Source organism: Paenibacillus assamensis DSM 18201, assembly GCF_000422445.1.
Taxonomy (GTDB): domain Bacteria; phylum Bacillota; class Bacilli; order Paenibacillales; family Paenibacillaceae; genus Paenibacillus_B; species Paenibacillus_B assamensis.
Genome location: NZ_AULU01000025.1, coordinates 1 through 15,917, shown reverse-complemented (window position 1 = coordinate 15,917; position 15,917 = coordinate 1). Strand labels below are relative to the sequence as shown.

The 15,917-nt window shown below is 41.4% G+C and carries 16 protein-coding genes; 2 read left to right on the top strand and 14 right to left on the bottom strand.

Annotated elements, in window-relative coordinates; all coding sequences use genetic code 11:
* Positions 1-76 precede the first annotated feature (76 nt).
* Positions 77-214 (top strand): hypothetical protein, encoded by a 138-nt coding sequence (locus H580_RS26405; RefSeq protein WP_169449369.1) that lies wholly within the window; start codon positions 77-79, stop codon positions 212-214.
* Positions 215-335: 121 nt separating this feature from the next.
* On the top strand, positions 336-1,292 hold the full coding sequence (locus H580_RS0113545; RefSeq protein ID WP_028595278.1) for a GNAT family N-acetyltransferase: 957 nt from the start codon (positions 336-338) through the stop codon (positions 1,290-1,292).
* 96 nt (positions 1,293-1,388) lie between these two features.
* On the opposite strand, the gene H580_RS24220 is transcribed toward H580_RS0113545, so the two are convergent.
* The 14 genes from H580_RS24220 to H580_RS0113475 form a co-directional block, all read right to left on the bottom strand.
* Positions 1,389-2,126 carry a phytanoyl-CoA dioxygenase family protein gene (locus H580_RS24220; protein ID WP_051217455.1) on the bottom strand — a complete coding sequence of 246 codons (738 nt, stop codon included), beginning with the start codon at positions 2,124-2,126 and terminating at the stop codon, positions 1,389-1,391.
* Between the two features lie 252 nt (positions 2,127-2,378).
* Positions 2,379-3,038 (bottom strand): response regulator, encoded by a 660-nt coding sequence (locus H580_RS0113535; RefSeq protein WP_028595277.1) that lies wholly within the window; start codon positions 3,036-3,038, stop codon positions 2,379-2,381.
* Positions 3,026-6,181: an ATP-binding protein gene (locus H580_RS0113530; protein WP_245583565.1), complete on the bottom strand. Its 3,156-nt coding sequence runs from the start codon at positions 6,179-6,181 to the stop codon at positions 3,026-3,028. The genes H580_RS0113535 and H580_RS0113530 overlap by 13 nt, the downstream gene beginning before the upstream one ends.
* 2 nt (positions 6,182-6,183) lie before the next feature.
* A complete protein-coding gene (locus tag H580_RS0113525) occupies positions 6,184-6,807 on the bottom strand; it encodes a hypothetical protein (RefSeq protein WP_028595275.1) in 624 nt (207 codons plus the stop codon).
* 196 nt (positions 6,808-7,003) lie between these two features.
* A complete protein-coding gene (locus H580_RS0113520; protein ID WP_245583564.1) occupies positions 7,004-8,179 on the bottom strand; it encodes an efflux RND transporter periplasmic adaptor subunit in 1,176 nt (391 codons plus the stop codon).
* A gap of 24 nt (positions 8,180-8,203) precedes the next feature.
* A complete protein-coding gene (locus H580_RS0113515) occupies positions 8,204-9,037 on the bottom strand; it encodes a carbohydrate ABC transporter permease (protein ID WP_051217459.1) in 834 nt (277 codons plus the stop codon).
* Positions 9,038-9,104: 67 nt separating this feature from the next.
* Positions 9,105-9,983, bottom strand: a complete 879-nt coding sequence (locus H580_RS0113510) for a carbohydrate ABC transporter permease (protein ID WP_211224409.1) — start codon at positions 9,981-9,983, stop codon at positions 9,105-9,107.
* Positions 9,984-10,048: 65 nt separating this feature from the next.
* Entirely contained in the window at positions 10,049-11,368 is a 1,320-nt protein-coding gene (locus H580_RS0113505) for an ABC transporter substrate-binding protein (RefSeq protein ID WP_028595271.1), read from the bottom strand.
* 227 nt (positions 11,369-11,595) lie between these two features.
* Positions 11,596-11,922 (bottom strand): hypothetical protein, encoded by a 327-nt coding sequence (locus H580_RS0113500; protein WP_028595270.1) that lies wholly within the window; start codon positions 11,920-11,922, stop codon positions 11,596-11,598.
* Positions 11,923-11,969: 47 nt separating this feature from the next.
* Positions 11,970-12,290, bottom strand: coding sequence for a hypothetical protein (locus H580_RS0113495; RefSeq protein WP_028595269.1), 321 nt, complete (start codon positions 12,288-12,290; stop codon positions 11,970-11,972).
* A gap of 304 nt (positions 12,291-12,594) precedes the next feature.
* Positions 12,595-13,731, bottom strand: a complete 1,137-nt coding sequence (locus tag H580_RS24215) for a sensor histidine kinase (protein ID WP_036605236.1) — start codon at positions 13,729-13,731, stop codon at positions 12,595-12,597.
* The gene (locus H580_RS0113485) at positions 13,724-14,413 is read right to left on the bottom strand and encodes a response regulator transcription factor (protein ID WP_028595268.1); all 690 of its coding nucleotides are present in this window, start codon (positions 14,411-14,413) and stop codon (positions 13,724-13,726) included. The genes H580_RS24215 and H580_RS0113485 overlap by 8 nt, the downstream gene beginning before the upstream one ends.
* A 186-nt stretch (positions 14,414-14,599) precedes the next feature.
* Positions 14,600-15,412 carry an alpha/beta fold hydrolase gene (locus tag H580_RS0113480; protein ID WP_028595267.1) on the bottom strand — a complete coding sequence of 271 codons (813 nt, stop codon included), beginning with the start codon at positions 15,410-15,412 and terminating at the stop codon, positions 14,600-14,602.
* 193 nt (positions 15,413-15,605) lie between these two features.
* The coding region (locus H580_RS0113475) for an IS3 family transposase (protein WP_028595266.1) at positions 15,606-15,917 on the bottom strand (312 nt) is incomplete at its 5' end.

The following is a 15,917-nucleotide window of genomic DNA, read 5'->3' as shown; positions in this document are numbered from 1 at the left end:
ACATGTATGAATGAACGGATGAGCAATAGCAAATGTATTTATCCTATCTACCACTACACGAAAGGAGCGTATCCTCATGAAGAAACGATCATTGCAATCTTTGTCTAAAGGCACAGGATATTCTACTGCTGTTTTCTTTGATCTATTTAACCACGGGATACGTCTGTCCAAATTCGATATTCGGCGACTTCTATCTAAGGTGATCATGACTTAGGATACAGTGGATCTTAAACACCACAGGTCGCTTCCTTGTGGTTATCTATTTTGATTTTGATTCGTACACCACAGGGTTCCTGTGGTGTTTTTTATTATTTAACAAAAAGGAGAAATGAACGATGACACGATTAAACGGAGAAAACATTTATGTAAAATTGGTTGAGGAATCCGATGCCGAGAACCTACTCGCACTAGAAAGAAACAATCGCGAGTTCTTTCAAGCTTTCACTGGTTCAAGAGAGGAATCTTTCTATACCCTTGCAGGCCAGATCGATCGAATTAAGGAAGAGATGGAGTTAAAAGAAGCAGATCGAGGTTATTTATTTGTAATCTGCTTGCAGCAATCGGGGCAGGTCATTGGTGAAGTCTCTTTAACAGAGGTTGTACGTTATAACCTGCAAAGCTGCTGGATTGGCTATTTCCTTGATCAAGCTCACAACGGGAAAGGATATATGACGGAGGCAGTTACATTAGTTGTTGACTACGCTTTTAGGCAATTGGGCCTCCATCGGATTGAGGCTGGTGTTATGCTACATAATCAAGGTTCCATGAAAGTGCTGCTGAAGTCTGGCTTCCATAAAGAAGGTATTGCTATGAAAAATGTAAAAATAAATGGCCGTTGGGAAGATCATCAGACGTTGGCTATCGTTAGAGCAGAAGCTTCCGATAACACATTGGCTGAGAAGAAACGGGTTCAGCGTATCAATCCAACTACATTGGTCCCTCCTATGGGTCCGTACACTCACCTCACTGTTGTCCCACGAGGCGCTGATTTGCTCGTATTGTCTGGTCAAGTAGGAAGCGATTTACAGGGACATATCCCTCCGGAGCTAAAACAGCAATTGCATAATACGCTCCAGAACATATTACGTGTTTTGCAAAGCCAATCAGTGACTGCAGACAATATTTTTAAGGTGAATATTTGGGCAACGGAAGAAATGGATTGGGACTATTTCGATGAAGCTTGGGAGAAGTTTCACGGAGGTGCCACACCAGCTATGACGTTTTGTTATATTCCGGCATTAGCAGTTGATTCGCTTAAAGTCGAAATCGAAGTTTGGGCAGCTAAATACTAACCTATCACGCATAAAGTTGGCGTCGTCAGTGCGTGGCGACGCCAACTCCTTTATTTTCAATATGACCAACATATGGTTCACACGTTGTTGAATCACTTAACGGTACATTCGTTTAAAACCGTATCCACTTTCGTTCCGCTGTACGATTTGGTTCAGGAGGGTGACTCCCTCTATGCGCGTATTAGCCCCTTTATAGGAAAAGCGCATATCGAGACTAATTCTTGTTCCATTACTTTCGTTAGGAACAGAACCATGCCCCAAATACCCCCCATCAAATATAAGCACTTCCCCATACTGTACAGGTACTGGCGCATAATCGCCGCGACCATAATCACTTTCTAACCAGAGCGTTGCTGTTCCGTCAACATCTGTAAAAGGCATCCAACAATTCATTTGATCCATTCGACGGGTAACGAGGATGTCATGATGGAAGCTGCTCTCACTATCTGTCCCAGGGAAATGAACACGCATATTGGGATGACTTGAATAGGATAATGAACTTCCCACTAATGGAGAGAGCACTTTTTGCATGAAGTGATGATAGAACAAATAAAAAGGAGAATCCTTCGTGCTTTTTTGAAATAATGCTATGGCACTCAAATTATCTTTTTGAGTTAATATATCACTCATACCTAGTAACTTGCGCTTCGATTTCACAAATTCGTGAAGTAAATCTAACTGTTTCACCTTATACACATCACGAGATATGATTTTGGCAAATGGAAATCGATCCGTGTCATAGCGTAAAATGGTCCAAGGTTTAATCGGTTTTGGTCCTGCCGCTGCAGATTTCGCACGTATTTCTGCGGATTGTGTCGCATTCAAAGCATTCATACACTTACCTCCTTTAAGCACTACTCGAAGCATTCATTTGCAATTCGGTCGTCGTACTGTTGACCTCATCATAGCGGAGATGCATATACAAGGTAAGTGACTGGAGTGTGTAGTTCGTCATATGACTTACCTATGACTGAAGTAACTAGTCATCACTGAAGTTTAGAGATATCCTTTATATAAGAAACGCAAAAATACCGACCCTATAATGAGTCGGTGTAAGAAATGCCATTTAAATAGACATTACATTGACTAATGATTAAACATGGTTCCTTCCAGCGTATCAGTTAATATCGAAATGGCTTTGGCTCGATCATTGGTGCCGATTTTTTCATAGATCATACTAATATAGTTCTTAACTGTTCCTTCCGCAATGTAAAGCGTATCCGCAATTTCCCTATTGTTTTTGTACGATACTATTAACTTTGCAATTTCAAGTTCACGTGGTGTAAGCCCATAATCACGTACTGCAAGCCGAGGAGGCGCTGCCAGGCGAAGTCGAGCTGCGAGCTTTGCTGCAAGCTTAGATGGCAGCATCAATTCACCCCGAGCCGCCTCTTTCAACGAAGTAGTTAGTTTGTCCGATGAAAAGTCTTTCAGCAAATAACCAGACGCGCCATTCGCCAGCCCTTCGATAATATAGTCCTCATCCGTAAAAGTGCTAAGGATTAATACGATAGTTTCGGGATACAACTGCTTAATCCGTTGTGTAGCCATAATTCCATTCATGACAGGCATCTCAATGTCCATTAATACGAGCTGCGGTCGTAATTGCTCAACTAATACACAGGCGTTGTACCCATTATCCGCTGTTGCCACGACTTTAAGATCGGGCTCAAGATTGATAATCGTTTCTAATCCTTCACGTACAAGCCTCTGATCTTCTGCAATTAGTATCGTTATGCTAGACACACTTGGTCACTCCTTATGTGCGGCATGATAAAGGTTAGCGCGCAGCCTGTGCCATCCTTCGTGCTAATTGTGAAAGTTCCGCCAACACGTTGAACGGATTGGCGAATCATAGTCAGCCCGAAGCCCAACTGCTCAGCGCCGAAAGGCACGCCATCATTTTCTAGTTTAAACTGAATGTATTCAGAAGTTTCCTTTAGTTCAAATCGGAAATGTGTGCATTTCCCGTGTTTGATGCCGTTCGTTATTCCCTCTTGTAGGGCGTTACGAATTAATTTCTTCGTGTCATCTTCTAAGTTTCTCTCTGTCATTTCAATACAGTGATCTACTTTGACATCTGCATATTGCTCAGCATCTCTGATGATCTGAACCAAGTAATCTTGAAAGGTAAGGTTATCGATCGGCTGTTCAGCGAGCATATGCACAGACTGCCTCATTTCGTGAAGCCCCTTACGAACTAGCTCAGATACAAGCTTCAGCTTCTCTAATGAGTCAGGAGAATTTACACTCATTAGCTTCATACCAGCTTCTAATTGTACAACGCCGGCGGTAAGAATATGCCCAACATGATCATGAATATCCCTAGCTATCCGATTTCGTTCTGCGAGCACAGAAATCTCCGCTATAGCTCTAGCCCGTTCTTCCATCGATTGCTCAAGTTCACTGGTTCTAGCTTTCACTTCATGTTCCAACGATGTATGCCAACGAGCTAGCTGCAAGTGCAGCTCCAATCGAGCAAATAACTCCTGTTTATCAAACGGTTTCATTAAATAATCATTTCCTCCATGTTGAAAGCCCGCAACTAAATCCGTGATTTGACTTTTTGCACTAAGGAAAATAACCGGTAGTTCGCCTGAAGTGTGGTAACGACGTATTTCTGCACCGATTTGAAGCCCAGATACATAAGGCATCATGACATCCAGCAAAGCAATATCTGGCTTGTACCCTTCTTGAATCCAGTCAATAGCCTCTTGACCATTACATGTCGAACGGATTGCATACCGGCCTGTTAAAAATTGCACCAACACCTGTATGTTGATTGGATCATCGTCCACAATGAGCACTGCGGGAAGAGTCTGCATATGAGTATCAAAAGCCTCTACTTCTGCTCCCCCTAACTCATATTGCGAAATTGACTCAAGTGGAACCGGATTAGTATTTGGAAGTGGAGCTGTTAATGGCTTTTCTTCTCCAGCCCAAGGAAGCGTAAAGGTAAAGGTAGATCCGTGACCTGGGCGTGAAATGACCTCAATATATCCTCCATGAAGCTCGACGAGCTTCTTCGTGATAGACAACCCAATTCCGCTTCCTCCTTGAGAGGGTCTGTTATAGGAATGCAATTGCTCGAAAGAATCAAAAATTCTCGCTTGATCCGATTTTTCAATCCCGATTCCGGTATCCACAATTTTCACGATAACTTGTCCATGCTGCCTATATGCTTTAATAATGATAGACCCTGTATCTGTATACGTAATAGCATTGCCAATCAGGTTATACAGAATTTGCTGAAGCCTGTTCTCGTCAGCAATGACGTATAAGTTATCCGCTAGTTCTTGTGACAGCAACAGCCCTTTATTCCTTGCTAAAGGCATAACGACTTGAATAGTCAGCTCAACCGCTAGTCGTAAATTAACGGTTACTGGAACTAAGACGATCTCTTGATGCTTCAGCTTCGAGAAGTCTAATATATCATCCACTAAATGAGCTAACCGCTGTCCACTTATTTTGATAAGCTGTAGCAGCTCTATTACAGGTGAATTGAGCTTTCCCGAGCTGCCATCTATAAGCGCATCAGCCAATCCAATAATGCCATGGAGAGGTGTACGCAGCTCATGCGAAGTTTTTGCTAAAAAGTCATCCTTTAGCTTATCTAGCGTCAATAGCCGATCTGAAAGTCGTTCTACTTGTATATAGGCTCGCGTGAACTTCATCGACAGCAGCAAAGCTTGCAAAAACACAAAACCCAACACACCCAGTTGCAATAATGCTGGTGTTTCTAAAATTCCCTTGCGATTTAATGTATCATTTAGAGCTGTCACAAATAACAGACTGAATCCTAAAAAGAGTAGAATCGCCCCTTGTTGCCGTTGACGGATGGCCTGAATAGCTGCATACACAGCATATAAGACTAAGCCTACGGAATACACCTCAAAGAAGATTAGAGAGTAATCGTACACCTTCACATCTGTTACAATGACTAGCACAGTTAAGACAAGCGTTAGCCCTTGTGTCGTCCGCCACACGATACGTGACAAATATTGAGGGAATAAATGATAGATAAATGAAATTAAGAAAAATTCACCTACGTATACCGTCAAATACGATGCTTTCGCAAACCATTCCCACGATATCATCGGAAAAACTTCTAATATATATCTGGATCCTACAAGCATTGTTCTCACGGCAATGCATAGACAAAATAATCCGAAATATAGCGAAATAACATCATTACGTCGTAATCCGTACAAGAAAAGATGGTATACTGCCATAACCATTAGCGAACCGATTATAAAGCTGTCTTGTACAAGCTCGCCCGATTTCTCATGGTATAGTTGTTTGGCATTACCAAGTATAAGAGAGTTATTGATACCACCCTTGGGATACTCATAATTGGCTACCTGCAGCAAAATAGTTAGCTTTCCATCTGAACTAGGCGCAATAGGCACAACGGTAGAAGCGCCGAATTGTGGCTTTGTTTCTTCAGGAGTTACTCCTGGTAAACCTATTGAGATAACCAGACGATCATTTACCCATAACGCGTACGAAGAATATACGTTGCGCAGTTTGAGTCCTAGCTGCTCTCCTGATTGCAGACCACTAACGGTTAACCGATACGTGGCATATCCTTCTGACGGAAGTGGCAATCCATTCACTTTGTAGTTGGACCAATAGTCAGGTACATTGACATATGTACTCGCCATTGATCCAGATCGGAGAGGAAAGTCGGTAGGTTTAAGCAGTTGCTGCCAATAAAAAGCCCACTCACCGTCCAGCTTGATCGTCCCGTCCCGTTCAAAGTCCCATTCATCTACCTTAATCTCACCGTTTACAGGTGAAATAGCGTTGTTGGCATCGACGTTAGCAGGATGTACTGTGATACATAGAAGTAAATATAAGAAAAGACGAATGAGACTCTGCCACCTCATCGCTAAATGGAATTAACATCAATAAGAATTTCTTCACTGAGGCGAGCACCCTTCAATAATGAAAGCGGACGTTGTGCTGAAAAATCTCTAGGTTCGTAGCTATTTGGAGGTTTTGTCGCTGAAAGAAGTCCTAACTGTATGTAGGTTTCTGCTACTAACTTACTGCAAAAAAAGTCTTTAAAGGAAGATTTGACGCCTAGCTTCCCCTCTAAAACCTCCCAATACATCCGGAGGGTACTAGGGAATGAAGCATTGTGCACTTGGGCAATAAACGTTTCCAAATGATCATTCATACTGTGCGTCCGTTCGACGTCAAGCAAACGAATGGCAAACATCGAATCGTAGTTACCCTTCAAATCCGTCGTCAGTCTTTCCCGCAATTTTACGAGCTGTGGCCCCGACTTCTTAACATGGAAGCATATGTCCTCTAAATTGTCTAAAGAGGTGGATTCCCACAGTAATACTTCGTCATTCGGTCCACGAACGACCATCGCGACATGTGACCACAAACAGTGCTCCAGCTTCTCGACACGTAAACTTTCTCCTGATACACCATGCGCTAAAAAAATGTCTCCCGTTTGCAGCTTCGGTTCAATTTCCTGATAAGAAACAGGTTGTTGAGACATCGTATTCCCCCCTATAAGGTTGTAGATATCCGTCTAAATTCATGCCACACTATCATAGTAATCCTAACCTGAAAATTGTCAACATAAAGATAATAGAAAGGAGTATCCCTTCATTTCGCAGCAGCAGCTTGACCATACTACGAGAAATGAATGAATACTCCTATATATAAGCTTTTATTTTTGTTTACGACTATTTTTACTCTAAACGAATCCGATTATTATCCTGTAATGGTTCACTGCTTTCTAAAATAATTTGGTCGTCTTCAACTAATTCATTCGACTGAATCATCGTATCATGCTCGCTTGATTCCATATAATCAATCTTTACTTTTCTGGCCACGAATACATTGCCTAGTGCGCCCCTCTGCTCCTCCACTTTATAAACAAACTTGCCTTTGCGATCTTGATGAACCGCCTTATCCAGAATGAGCAACCCTTGTTCTTTGGAACGATTCGTAACCGTAACAGATACTTGTTCGCCACCTTTAAGCGTTGGGTCTATTAGTTTGACTTGGATCATCATTTGCGTAACACTGACACTAGCACCCTCACTTGACTCCTGGTTCAATTGCTCCATTCGAGATGCTGCATGCGCAATATTCATAATCGTCCCATCAATCGTCCTCGCCGGTTGTTTTGACGTAATTGGAACTTCAACGGCTATTTTACGATGAACCGCGAGTTCCAAATTAGACACCAACGCTGCATCAACCTGCAATTCAAATTGATGGCCTGCTCGGCTATCTGCAATCAGCACATCAGGCTCACCAGATGATCGCATTCCTTGTACGGCATTCAGCTTTGTAATTAGACCATCAAAAGGGGCTACAATCTCCTTCTTTGCTGCTAACTTCTCTCTCTTTTCAAGTATATTGCGTTCTAATATTTCCATATTGAGCTTATGCGTTGCCAAGTCTCGCTTCGCCGTGCGAACAGCCATCTCGTCGCCTTCTCTTGCAATTTCAATAAACTTATCCTGAATATTTTGAAGTACAATTTGCTCCTTCTTCCATTCAGCAGTATCATTAAGCAATTCCCGTTCCGCATCGGTACTATCATAACGGATAAGAAGTTGTCCCTTTTTTACTCGATCTCCTTCTTTAACATGAATCGTTTGTACTTCCCACTCCACTGGACCTACTAACTTAACTTCTACAATAGGCTGGAGCACAGCTTTTCCTTCGAGCTTATGTTCAACAGCTCCTAGTATAGGCTTTTCCGTGGTCACTTTCGGTAATCTTATCGACTCTAACGTATTGCTAAATAACGTAAAAAATATCAATACCCCGATGAATAAAAGGAATGCGACTTGAATGTATCGTTTACGCTTTGCATCGTTGCCATCTTTCAGTATTTGCACCCCTATGTTCAAAGCACTTCCTCCTAACCACTTGAACTACCCCTTAATTCCAGATAGTTGAATCCCTTCAATAAAATTTGATTCTGCATACATAAACAATAATACCATCGGAGTCATATATAGCATCGAAGCTGCAAAAGCAACACCTCGTTCTCCCTTATTAATTTCTGATAAATATACCGATAAGGGCTGTTCAAACGGATCTTCTAGAAAAATAAGCGGCTGCTCTACCATGTTCCAATAGTCAACGAACAGGAGTACAACAAGGGCGGCAACACCTGGTTTCACCATAGGAAAAATAATAGTCCAAAAAATTCGAAAATGCCCAGCACCATCTATTTTAGCTGCCTCGATGTAAGCATAAGGGATTTGCTGCATGAACTGCCTCAGCATAAACACGCCAAAAGCCGCGAATATACCTGGTAAAATGATCGCACTTGCATTATTTAACATCCCAAGCCTATCCACCATAATGTAATTCGGCACGAGTGTAACTTGGAATGGCATAAGCATCGTCAACACATAGAGGACAAACAACGTCTCTCGCCCATAAAATCTCAACTTGGAAAACGCATAGGCAGCGAAAGCAGCTACAATCGTTTGTCCCACAATAATGGGCACCATGAGGAATACAGAATTCCAGAACAATTTTAGAAAAAATGGACTATCGATCAACACTTTCTCGTATTGCTCCCACGATACTTTATCAGGTAATAGTTTGAGGTTCACGAATGGGTTTTCTTCACCTGGTTGTACTTCCTTCATTACTCCGATCAATCCATAATTTATCTCCATCTCGAGCTGTGTCATAATCGAATTCGTGAATGTAATCACAATAGGAAACAACAAAATGATTGCTATGACGGTCATTACAACCGTTAGTGCCAAACGCTGCAGCACATTTCTACTTCGTTTCAACTCTGCTTCCCTCCCGCCCTTATTCCATTGACTTCTGGAATCGGCGTTCTAACGCGAATAATACGAATACAATGATTAAAATACAGCCAACCATCATCACAGCAGCCGCCATTAGCTTCTGAATATCGAGTGCCATAAACATATTGTTCATAAAATGCTGCAGCGTATAAATACTGTCATGCGGATAATCGCCTGCAATCAGGTACGTTTCCCGAAATACTTTGAACGAATTAATGATCGACATTAACACAATAAATGAGATCATCGGAGTCAAATAGACGAGCGTAATACTGCGAAATTGGCGCAGTCTCCCTGCCCCTTCTACTTGTGCAGTCTCATAATAATCCTTTGGTATTTGCTGCAGACCTGCTAAGAACAAAATGATGTTATAACCAATGTTCTTCCATAAATAAACGACAATGACAACATTACGAGCTGCGTCTGTCTTCATCCAATCTACTCGATCCATGCCAAAGTACTCCAACCAAGCGTTCAGAGAACCATTCCAGTCGAATAGTATTTGCCAGATGAGAATAATAGAAGCTACAGGAATAACTAACGGCAGGACGTAGGCGGTTCTTAGCCAGTTGCGAAGGTATAGATGCTGATTGAGCAGCAAAGCGAGTCCTAATGACAACACGAGCATTAGCGGAACACTAATAACCGTGAAATACAAAGTATTAGATGCTGCTTTACGGAAGGAGCCGCTGTCTAGCAGCTCCTTGTAATTATGCAGTCCAACGAATTGTCCACTGACTGAATTGTCTTTAAACGAATAGGAAACACCCATCAGAAATGGAACCAGATAAAATAGTGTAAATCCTATTACACTAGGAGCTAGAAACAAGAGCGCCGCAACGGCGTCCTTACGAGACCATTTCCTCAACATTATTTTCATGATTGTTCTTCCTTTTAGAAACGAATGACTACTTGAAGGAATCTAACTCTAAATCCATGATTGCGTTACTCGTTTAACAACGTCGTCACCCGATTTTGTATCAATTTTGCAACATCCTCGGCAGATTTTTGACCGGCGAAAAAGGCGACTGTTTCTTCATATACAATGTTCGTTACCTTCGCATCCCATGCTGCATAGTTATTCGCTTCTTGGGTGAACTGCTTAAACTGAGCAAAAGCTTCGATTGGCACATTGACCGGTTTCCCTTCCGGAAACTTATAAGTGCCGTTCTTCATCTGATCCTGAATCTCATTTAGCTTCTTGTCATTGAGTGACGTCAGCAGTGAAAACCCATGTCTTTCTTGTAGTGATTGCACTTCTTCCGACAATAAGAAGGAAATAAACGTCCACGCCTCATCTTTGACCTTACTGCTGGACTTAATCCCAAGCTCATCCGCCGTAAAAATTCTGGGGCCACCTGATTGACCTTCGGCATGCGGCTTATGCAGCAGCTTTGGATTGTTATATAACATATAGGAACCGATAAATTCCTCTGGTGAAACGATCCTCATTGAATGAAACAACTGCTTCCCATGCTCCGCTGGTTCCGATGTCATTATCCCATCATCGTACATCCTTTTAACTTGCTGTAACATATCTACAAATAAGGCAGAATCAAAATTGGCTTTCTGATTCGTACTATCTACAAGATCCTTGTAGCTGTCCACTACGAATTCCTGTAGGGTATAATCTGGTGGTTGGTTCGCTATAGCGTAACGCTTATCACCTTTGCCCGTCTGCTCAATCAGATTCTTTGAAATGTTACCGAATTGCTGCCAACTCCAGCTTTTATCGTCTACATTTGCATGGTTTAAAATGTCACCATCACCGACAAATACGCTTAGCGAGAACGAGTATGGCATTGTATACAAACCACCATTAATCTTTCTAGCATCTAGCACATTCATCTGAAGGTCACTTTTGTTTAACGATTTGTCCTTCTCCATCAAGTCGCTCAAATTTACAAGCAGCTTTTTGTTTACGTACTTATCAACAGGCAAACTACTCATTTCGATGACATCAGCGCCTTTTCCAGCTAGCACCTCGGTGTTCATCGTTTTTATGTACTGAGCATGCGCGCCAGGCTTCGACTTTTCCCCAGCTTGCTTATAAGCTTGGATTTCCAAGTCAATGTCTGGATACTTCGCTTCAAATTTCTTCTCCACCACTTGATAAAACGGATTCGATTCTCTAATAGAGAAAGTAACGATTGTTTTACCCGCTGCCGATTTCGGCTTAGGCTTCGATTCTCCACGGACACCGCATGCGGTCGTTAGCGCCAGTAGTACGCAGCTCGCTATAATGGCTAATGGCTTCTTTCTCATTTCATGGACACTCCTCGTTTTCATTTTTAACCGCACAAAAACCCTACTTCTTCGTGTCAGTATCTTCATGCCTTTCATACAGAAAGGATAAAGAAAACTTTTTAAAAAGAAGTAGGGTAAAGATAAAGTTTTTCTTAAAAGTCTGTAGATAAGATCTCGGCTGCACTAACGATTAGTCGAGGCATGCAACTTCAGCTTCGCTTGTAATGGCCAAACCTATTCATTGGTTACACTACAGGACTGAGTGTTACTTTAAAATTTTTACGTTCACTCAAGGATGTATGTACATTGCAAATATAAAAGGTGTTGGAGCCGTAATATTCTAATCGGGATCCATTTTTAACCTCATTATATTTAGCAATATCGTTACCATTTTCAATGTCAATTGACATGCTAAATGTAATATCGTTATTTATTTTCCCATCAACCGTCACTTCAACATCCATAGCTTTGCAGGATCCAAACCATACGGTTGAAAAATTACCGCTTGCACGGCTTCGTTGATTTTCTAAGTCAGAAAAATTCGATACGACAACAGCAATAGGTCTGCTCATTATTTGTCCTCCCGAAGTGTTTTATAAAAAGTTAATGTTTAAATCCACTAATTCACATACGGTTTAATTGTAACCGTAAAATTTTTATTCGTTGGACATTTGGTTTCACAGATATACAGAGAATTACTTTCGATATACTCTAGTTCTGTATTGTTATGTACGTTACGAGCTTTAACAGGATCGTTGCCGCTTCGGTCTTCAGCAATACTAAATGTAATCGTTTCATCAATTTGGCCATCTACAGTCACTTCAACAAGCATACGGTGTGCGCCTCCAAACCATTTAGTCGAAAAGTTACCGCTTGAGCGACTGCCTTGGCCTGCTAAAGGTCTTGGTTCAGATACAATAATTCCAATAGGTCTCTCCATCAACTCTTCCTCCTTTAAGCAATGAACAATATTATGAAATTACTTTATACATGTATTTATAGCAGCCCATTTTTATAACCTGAATTTCTTCAGTATGAACCACTCTCACTATCGCTGTTGTTAGAGTGTACGTTCAGCACCTCACGCAACAAATCTCGGCAGCAATATCTTGGTTTTTCAATGAAATTAAAAAACATCCTTTCTATTGTTGAATATGTCGATTGTCAGTCGAGCACTTCAATAAATAGAAAGGATGTGAGCAAACCCGAAATAATTTATCATTTTACTGTTTCTACATTAAGGATTACGTATTTGCTGAAAGTGAAGAAGTTTCAGTTGTTTCCTTACGTCGCGGCAGCCTTACTTCAAACTTTGTACGAACCACATTACTCTCGGCCGTGATGGAGCCTTGATGCTGCTCTACAATATTTTTCGCAATAAATAAGCCCAGACCTGTACTGCCCTCCTGATGCGTCCTTGCTTTGTCCGCTATGTAGAACATGTCGAACAGATGCGGCAAATCTTCCGGATCAATTTGGGAGCCATAGTTCACAACCTGTACGACGATATCTCTATCCTCAACAAATCCATTAATATCTACAAACTGACCATCATTCCCATAGCGAATGGCATTGGTCAGCAAATTTTCAAATACGCGCGCAAGCAGCTCGCCATCCCCTTGAATCGTCAAATCAGAAGCCACTCTAATTCTCGAAATGAGGTGATTACTTTCAAACATTGGATACAGTTCTTCGCTTAACTGGTGTAGCAGCTCGCTCAAATCAATTGATTGCCGCTCCATCGAAACCATACCGTAATTCATTTTCGTAATACCAAAGAGCTCATCAATCAGCTTTTCCAGTCGTTTCGACTTTGTATAGGCGATTGTCGTATAATGCTTCGTTTGTTCAGGAGTTAGATGCTCGTCCTTTAAAATGAAGTCTAAGTATCCTAGAACCGAAGTAAGAGGCGTGCGCAAATCATGTGCCAAATTCAATATCAGCTGTTCTTTACTGCTCTCGGCAAAGTCGCCTCTCTTCACGGCCTCCTGCAATTGAACACTAGCTGCATTGATGTCTGCTGCAATAGCACCAAACTCATCTTTCGTGGCAAGTTGGACTCGATGATTGAAGTCACCATTCGCAAGATGATGGATACCATCCGATATTTGACTAAAATAATTCGCATATCGTTTCGTAAGTAGAAAGAAGAAAAAAATCGATAATGGAATAAAGAAAATTAAGAAAAAGTTAATATCGCCAATTTTTTTAATAAAGAATCGCACGTCCGCAAGTGGGCTCTCCATTTTTACAGTCAGATGATAGTATGTCTGAAACACCTTATAGGTGGCAAATGTAACGATACCGGAATACAGCATACTCAAGCCTAACATCATAATCATTTTCGCACGAAAACTTTGTATCATTTTCAACTTAGCCATTGAAGGTATACCCTACTCCCCAAATCGTTTTGATAAACTTATTCTTATCTTCTCCTAGCTTTTTGCGCAGGGTACGAATATGTACCATTACCGTGTTCCCGCCTTCAAAATAAGCTTCGCCCCACACCTGTTGAAAAATAAGCTCTGTAGGATACACTTTCTTCGGAGAGCTGGCTAACAAATATAAAATATCGAATTCTTTCGGAGTTAGTTCGATAGCATTGCCATAAAGGGAAACCGTACGCTGATCATACGAAATCGATAATCCCCCGAATTCTAGTATTGGCTTTATCGCTGGTGCTTGTTGGTTCAACTGCATCGAACGCCGCAGCTGAGCATTGACACGAGCAATCAGTTCCATCGGATTGAAGGGCTTTGTGACGTAATCATCTGCTCCTCTAACCAAGCCTGTAATTTTGTCCAAATCCGTTGCCTTCGCACTTAGGAATATAATAGGCATGGAGCTAAGCTCACGAATACGATGCGTTACCTCATACCCGTCCATTTCAGGCATCATAATGTCAAGTACAGCTAGATCAATAGCGTTCGACTCCACAGCTTGGATCGCCGCCTTACCGTTAGATACGACAATTGGGTAGTAACCCTCTTTTTTTATGTGCAGCGCGAGTAACTCTGCGATTTCTGGTTCGTCATCCGCGATGAGAATGGTAATACGCGTCATTTCTTTTCATCCCCTATAAGAAGTTTACAACGTCACCATTATAGCAGAACTATATGCCCGAATTAAAAGTACAGATTCTTAATAATTGTATCTGAACGATAGAAACAGAACAAATAGAGCCTCAGATATACGCTAGGCCCCATTGTTAACCCTATACATGTCCACCTTACTCAAAACCAACTCGCTTTACGAATTCACAAAATCAATAAGCAGCTTATTCAATTCATCTGCTTGACAGATTGGCGCCCCATGCCCACTATTCGTTAATGGAAAGAGCTTAGAGTTCTTCATTCGTTGATTCGTCAATTCAGCACTTTTGTACGGAATCAACTGGTCATGAACACCATGAAAAATGGCTGTTGGCGCTTGAATTTGACTTAAATCTTTTTCTACATTTTCATTAGCTGCTGCTTGCAATAATTTAATAAGGGCATATGAAGCGGAATCCAAAGCCATATTTACAAACCAATCATTCGTTGCATTGCCTAAATTCCGATTAAAAAAAGATGGAGACAGACCACTAAGAAATACAGGTAAATTCACGTACATTTGTTTAATAAGGGCATCTGCTTGTTCTCTTGGAACTCCGTAAGGAGAATCTGCATCTTTCACGAATGAAGGAGAAACGGCATCGACTAGTGCCAACTTCGAAACGCGACGACCTTTGTAGCGAGACATATAACGAATCGTAATGGCTCCGCCCACAGAAAAACCAAGCAGCGTTATATTTTCAAGTCTCAATGTCTCCAGCACCACAGCGATGTCGTCCGCTAATCGATCAAACGTGTAGCCACCCCATGGCTTATCTGATTGCCCATTCCCACGAATATCCATACACACACAGCGAATTCCATGCTGCGGCAGAACATTGTACTGATACTGAAACATATTGTGATTAAGCGGCCAACCATGCACGAAAAAGATCGTTTTGTTCGTCTGTCCTCCAGGATTAATATCCTCAACAAAAACATGTATGCCTTTTTCCACTTCAATATACATGATCTACCCTCCATTTAACTGTTCATTGTTAAATGTACGGTCTATAGAACACACCCTATTGAAGGATATATGAGTGAAGGTTTGTACCCTATGTATAAAAAAAAACACGCTATAACAATATGAAAGGGCACCAGAAAGCCAGTCTGAACTGTAACCCTATTAGTGGACAGTATATAAAAAAGGTCCTTTCGATTTAAGCAGCAACAAGATGGCTCCTGAATTCATCAGGAGTCATCTTATTTAATGTCCACTGATATCGATGTGAGTTATAAAATGTGATGTACTCATCTACACAAATTCGCAATTCTTCTAAATTTGTACATTGCTTATAGTCCAACTCATCTTTCAAATGACCAAAGAAGCTTTCCATGGAAGCATTGTCCCAACAATTAGCCTTACGCGACATAGACTGCTGAAACCCTAACTCAGCGATCTGCTTTTGTATGTTAGGATTCGTGTAGTGCATACCTTGATCCGAATGGAATATCGCCTCGGGGTGAACATA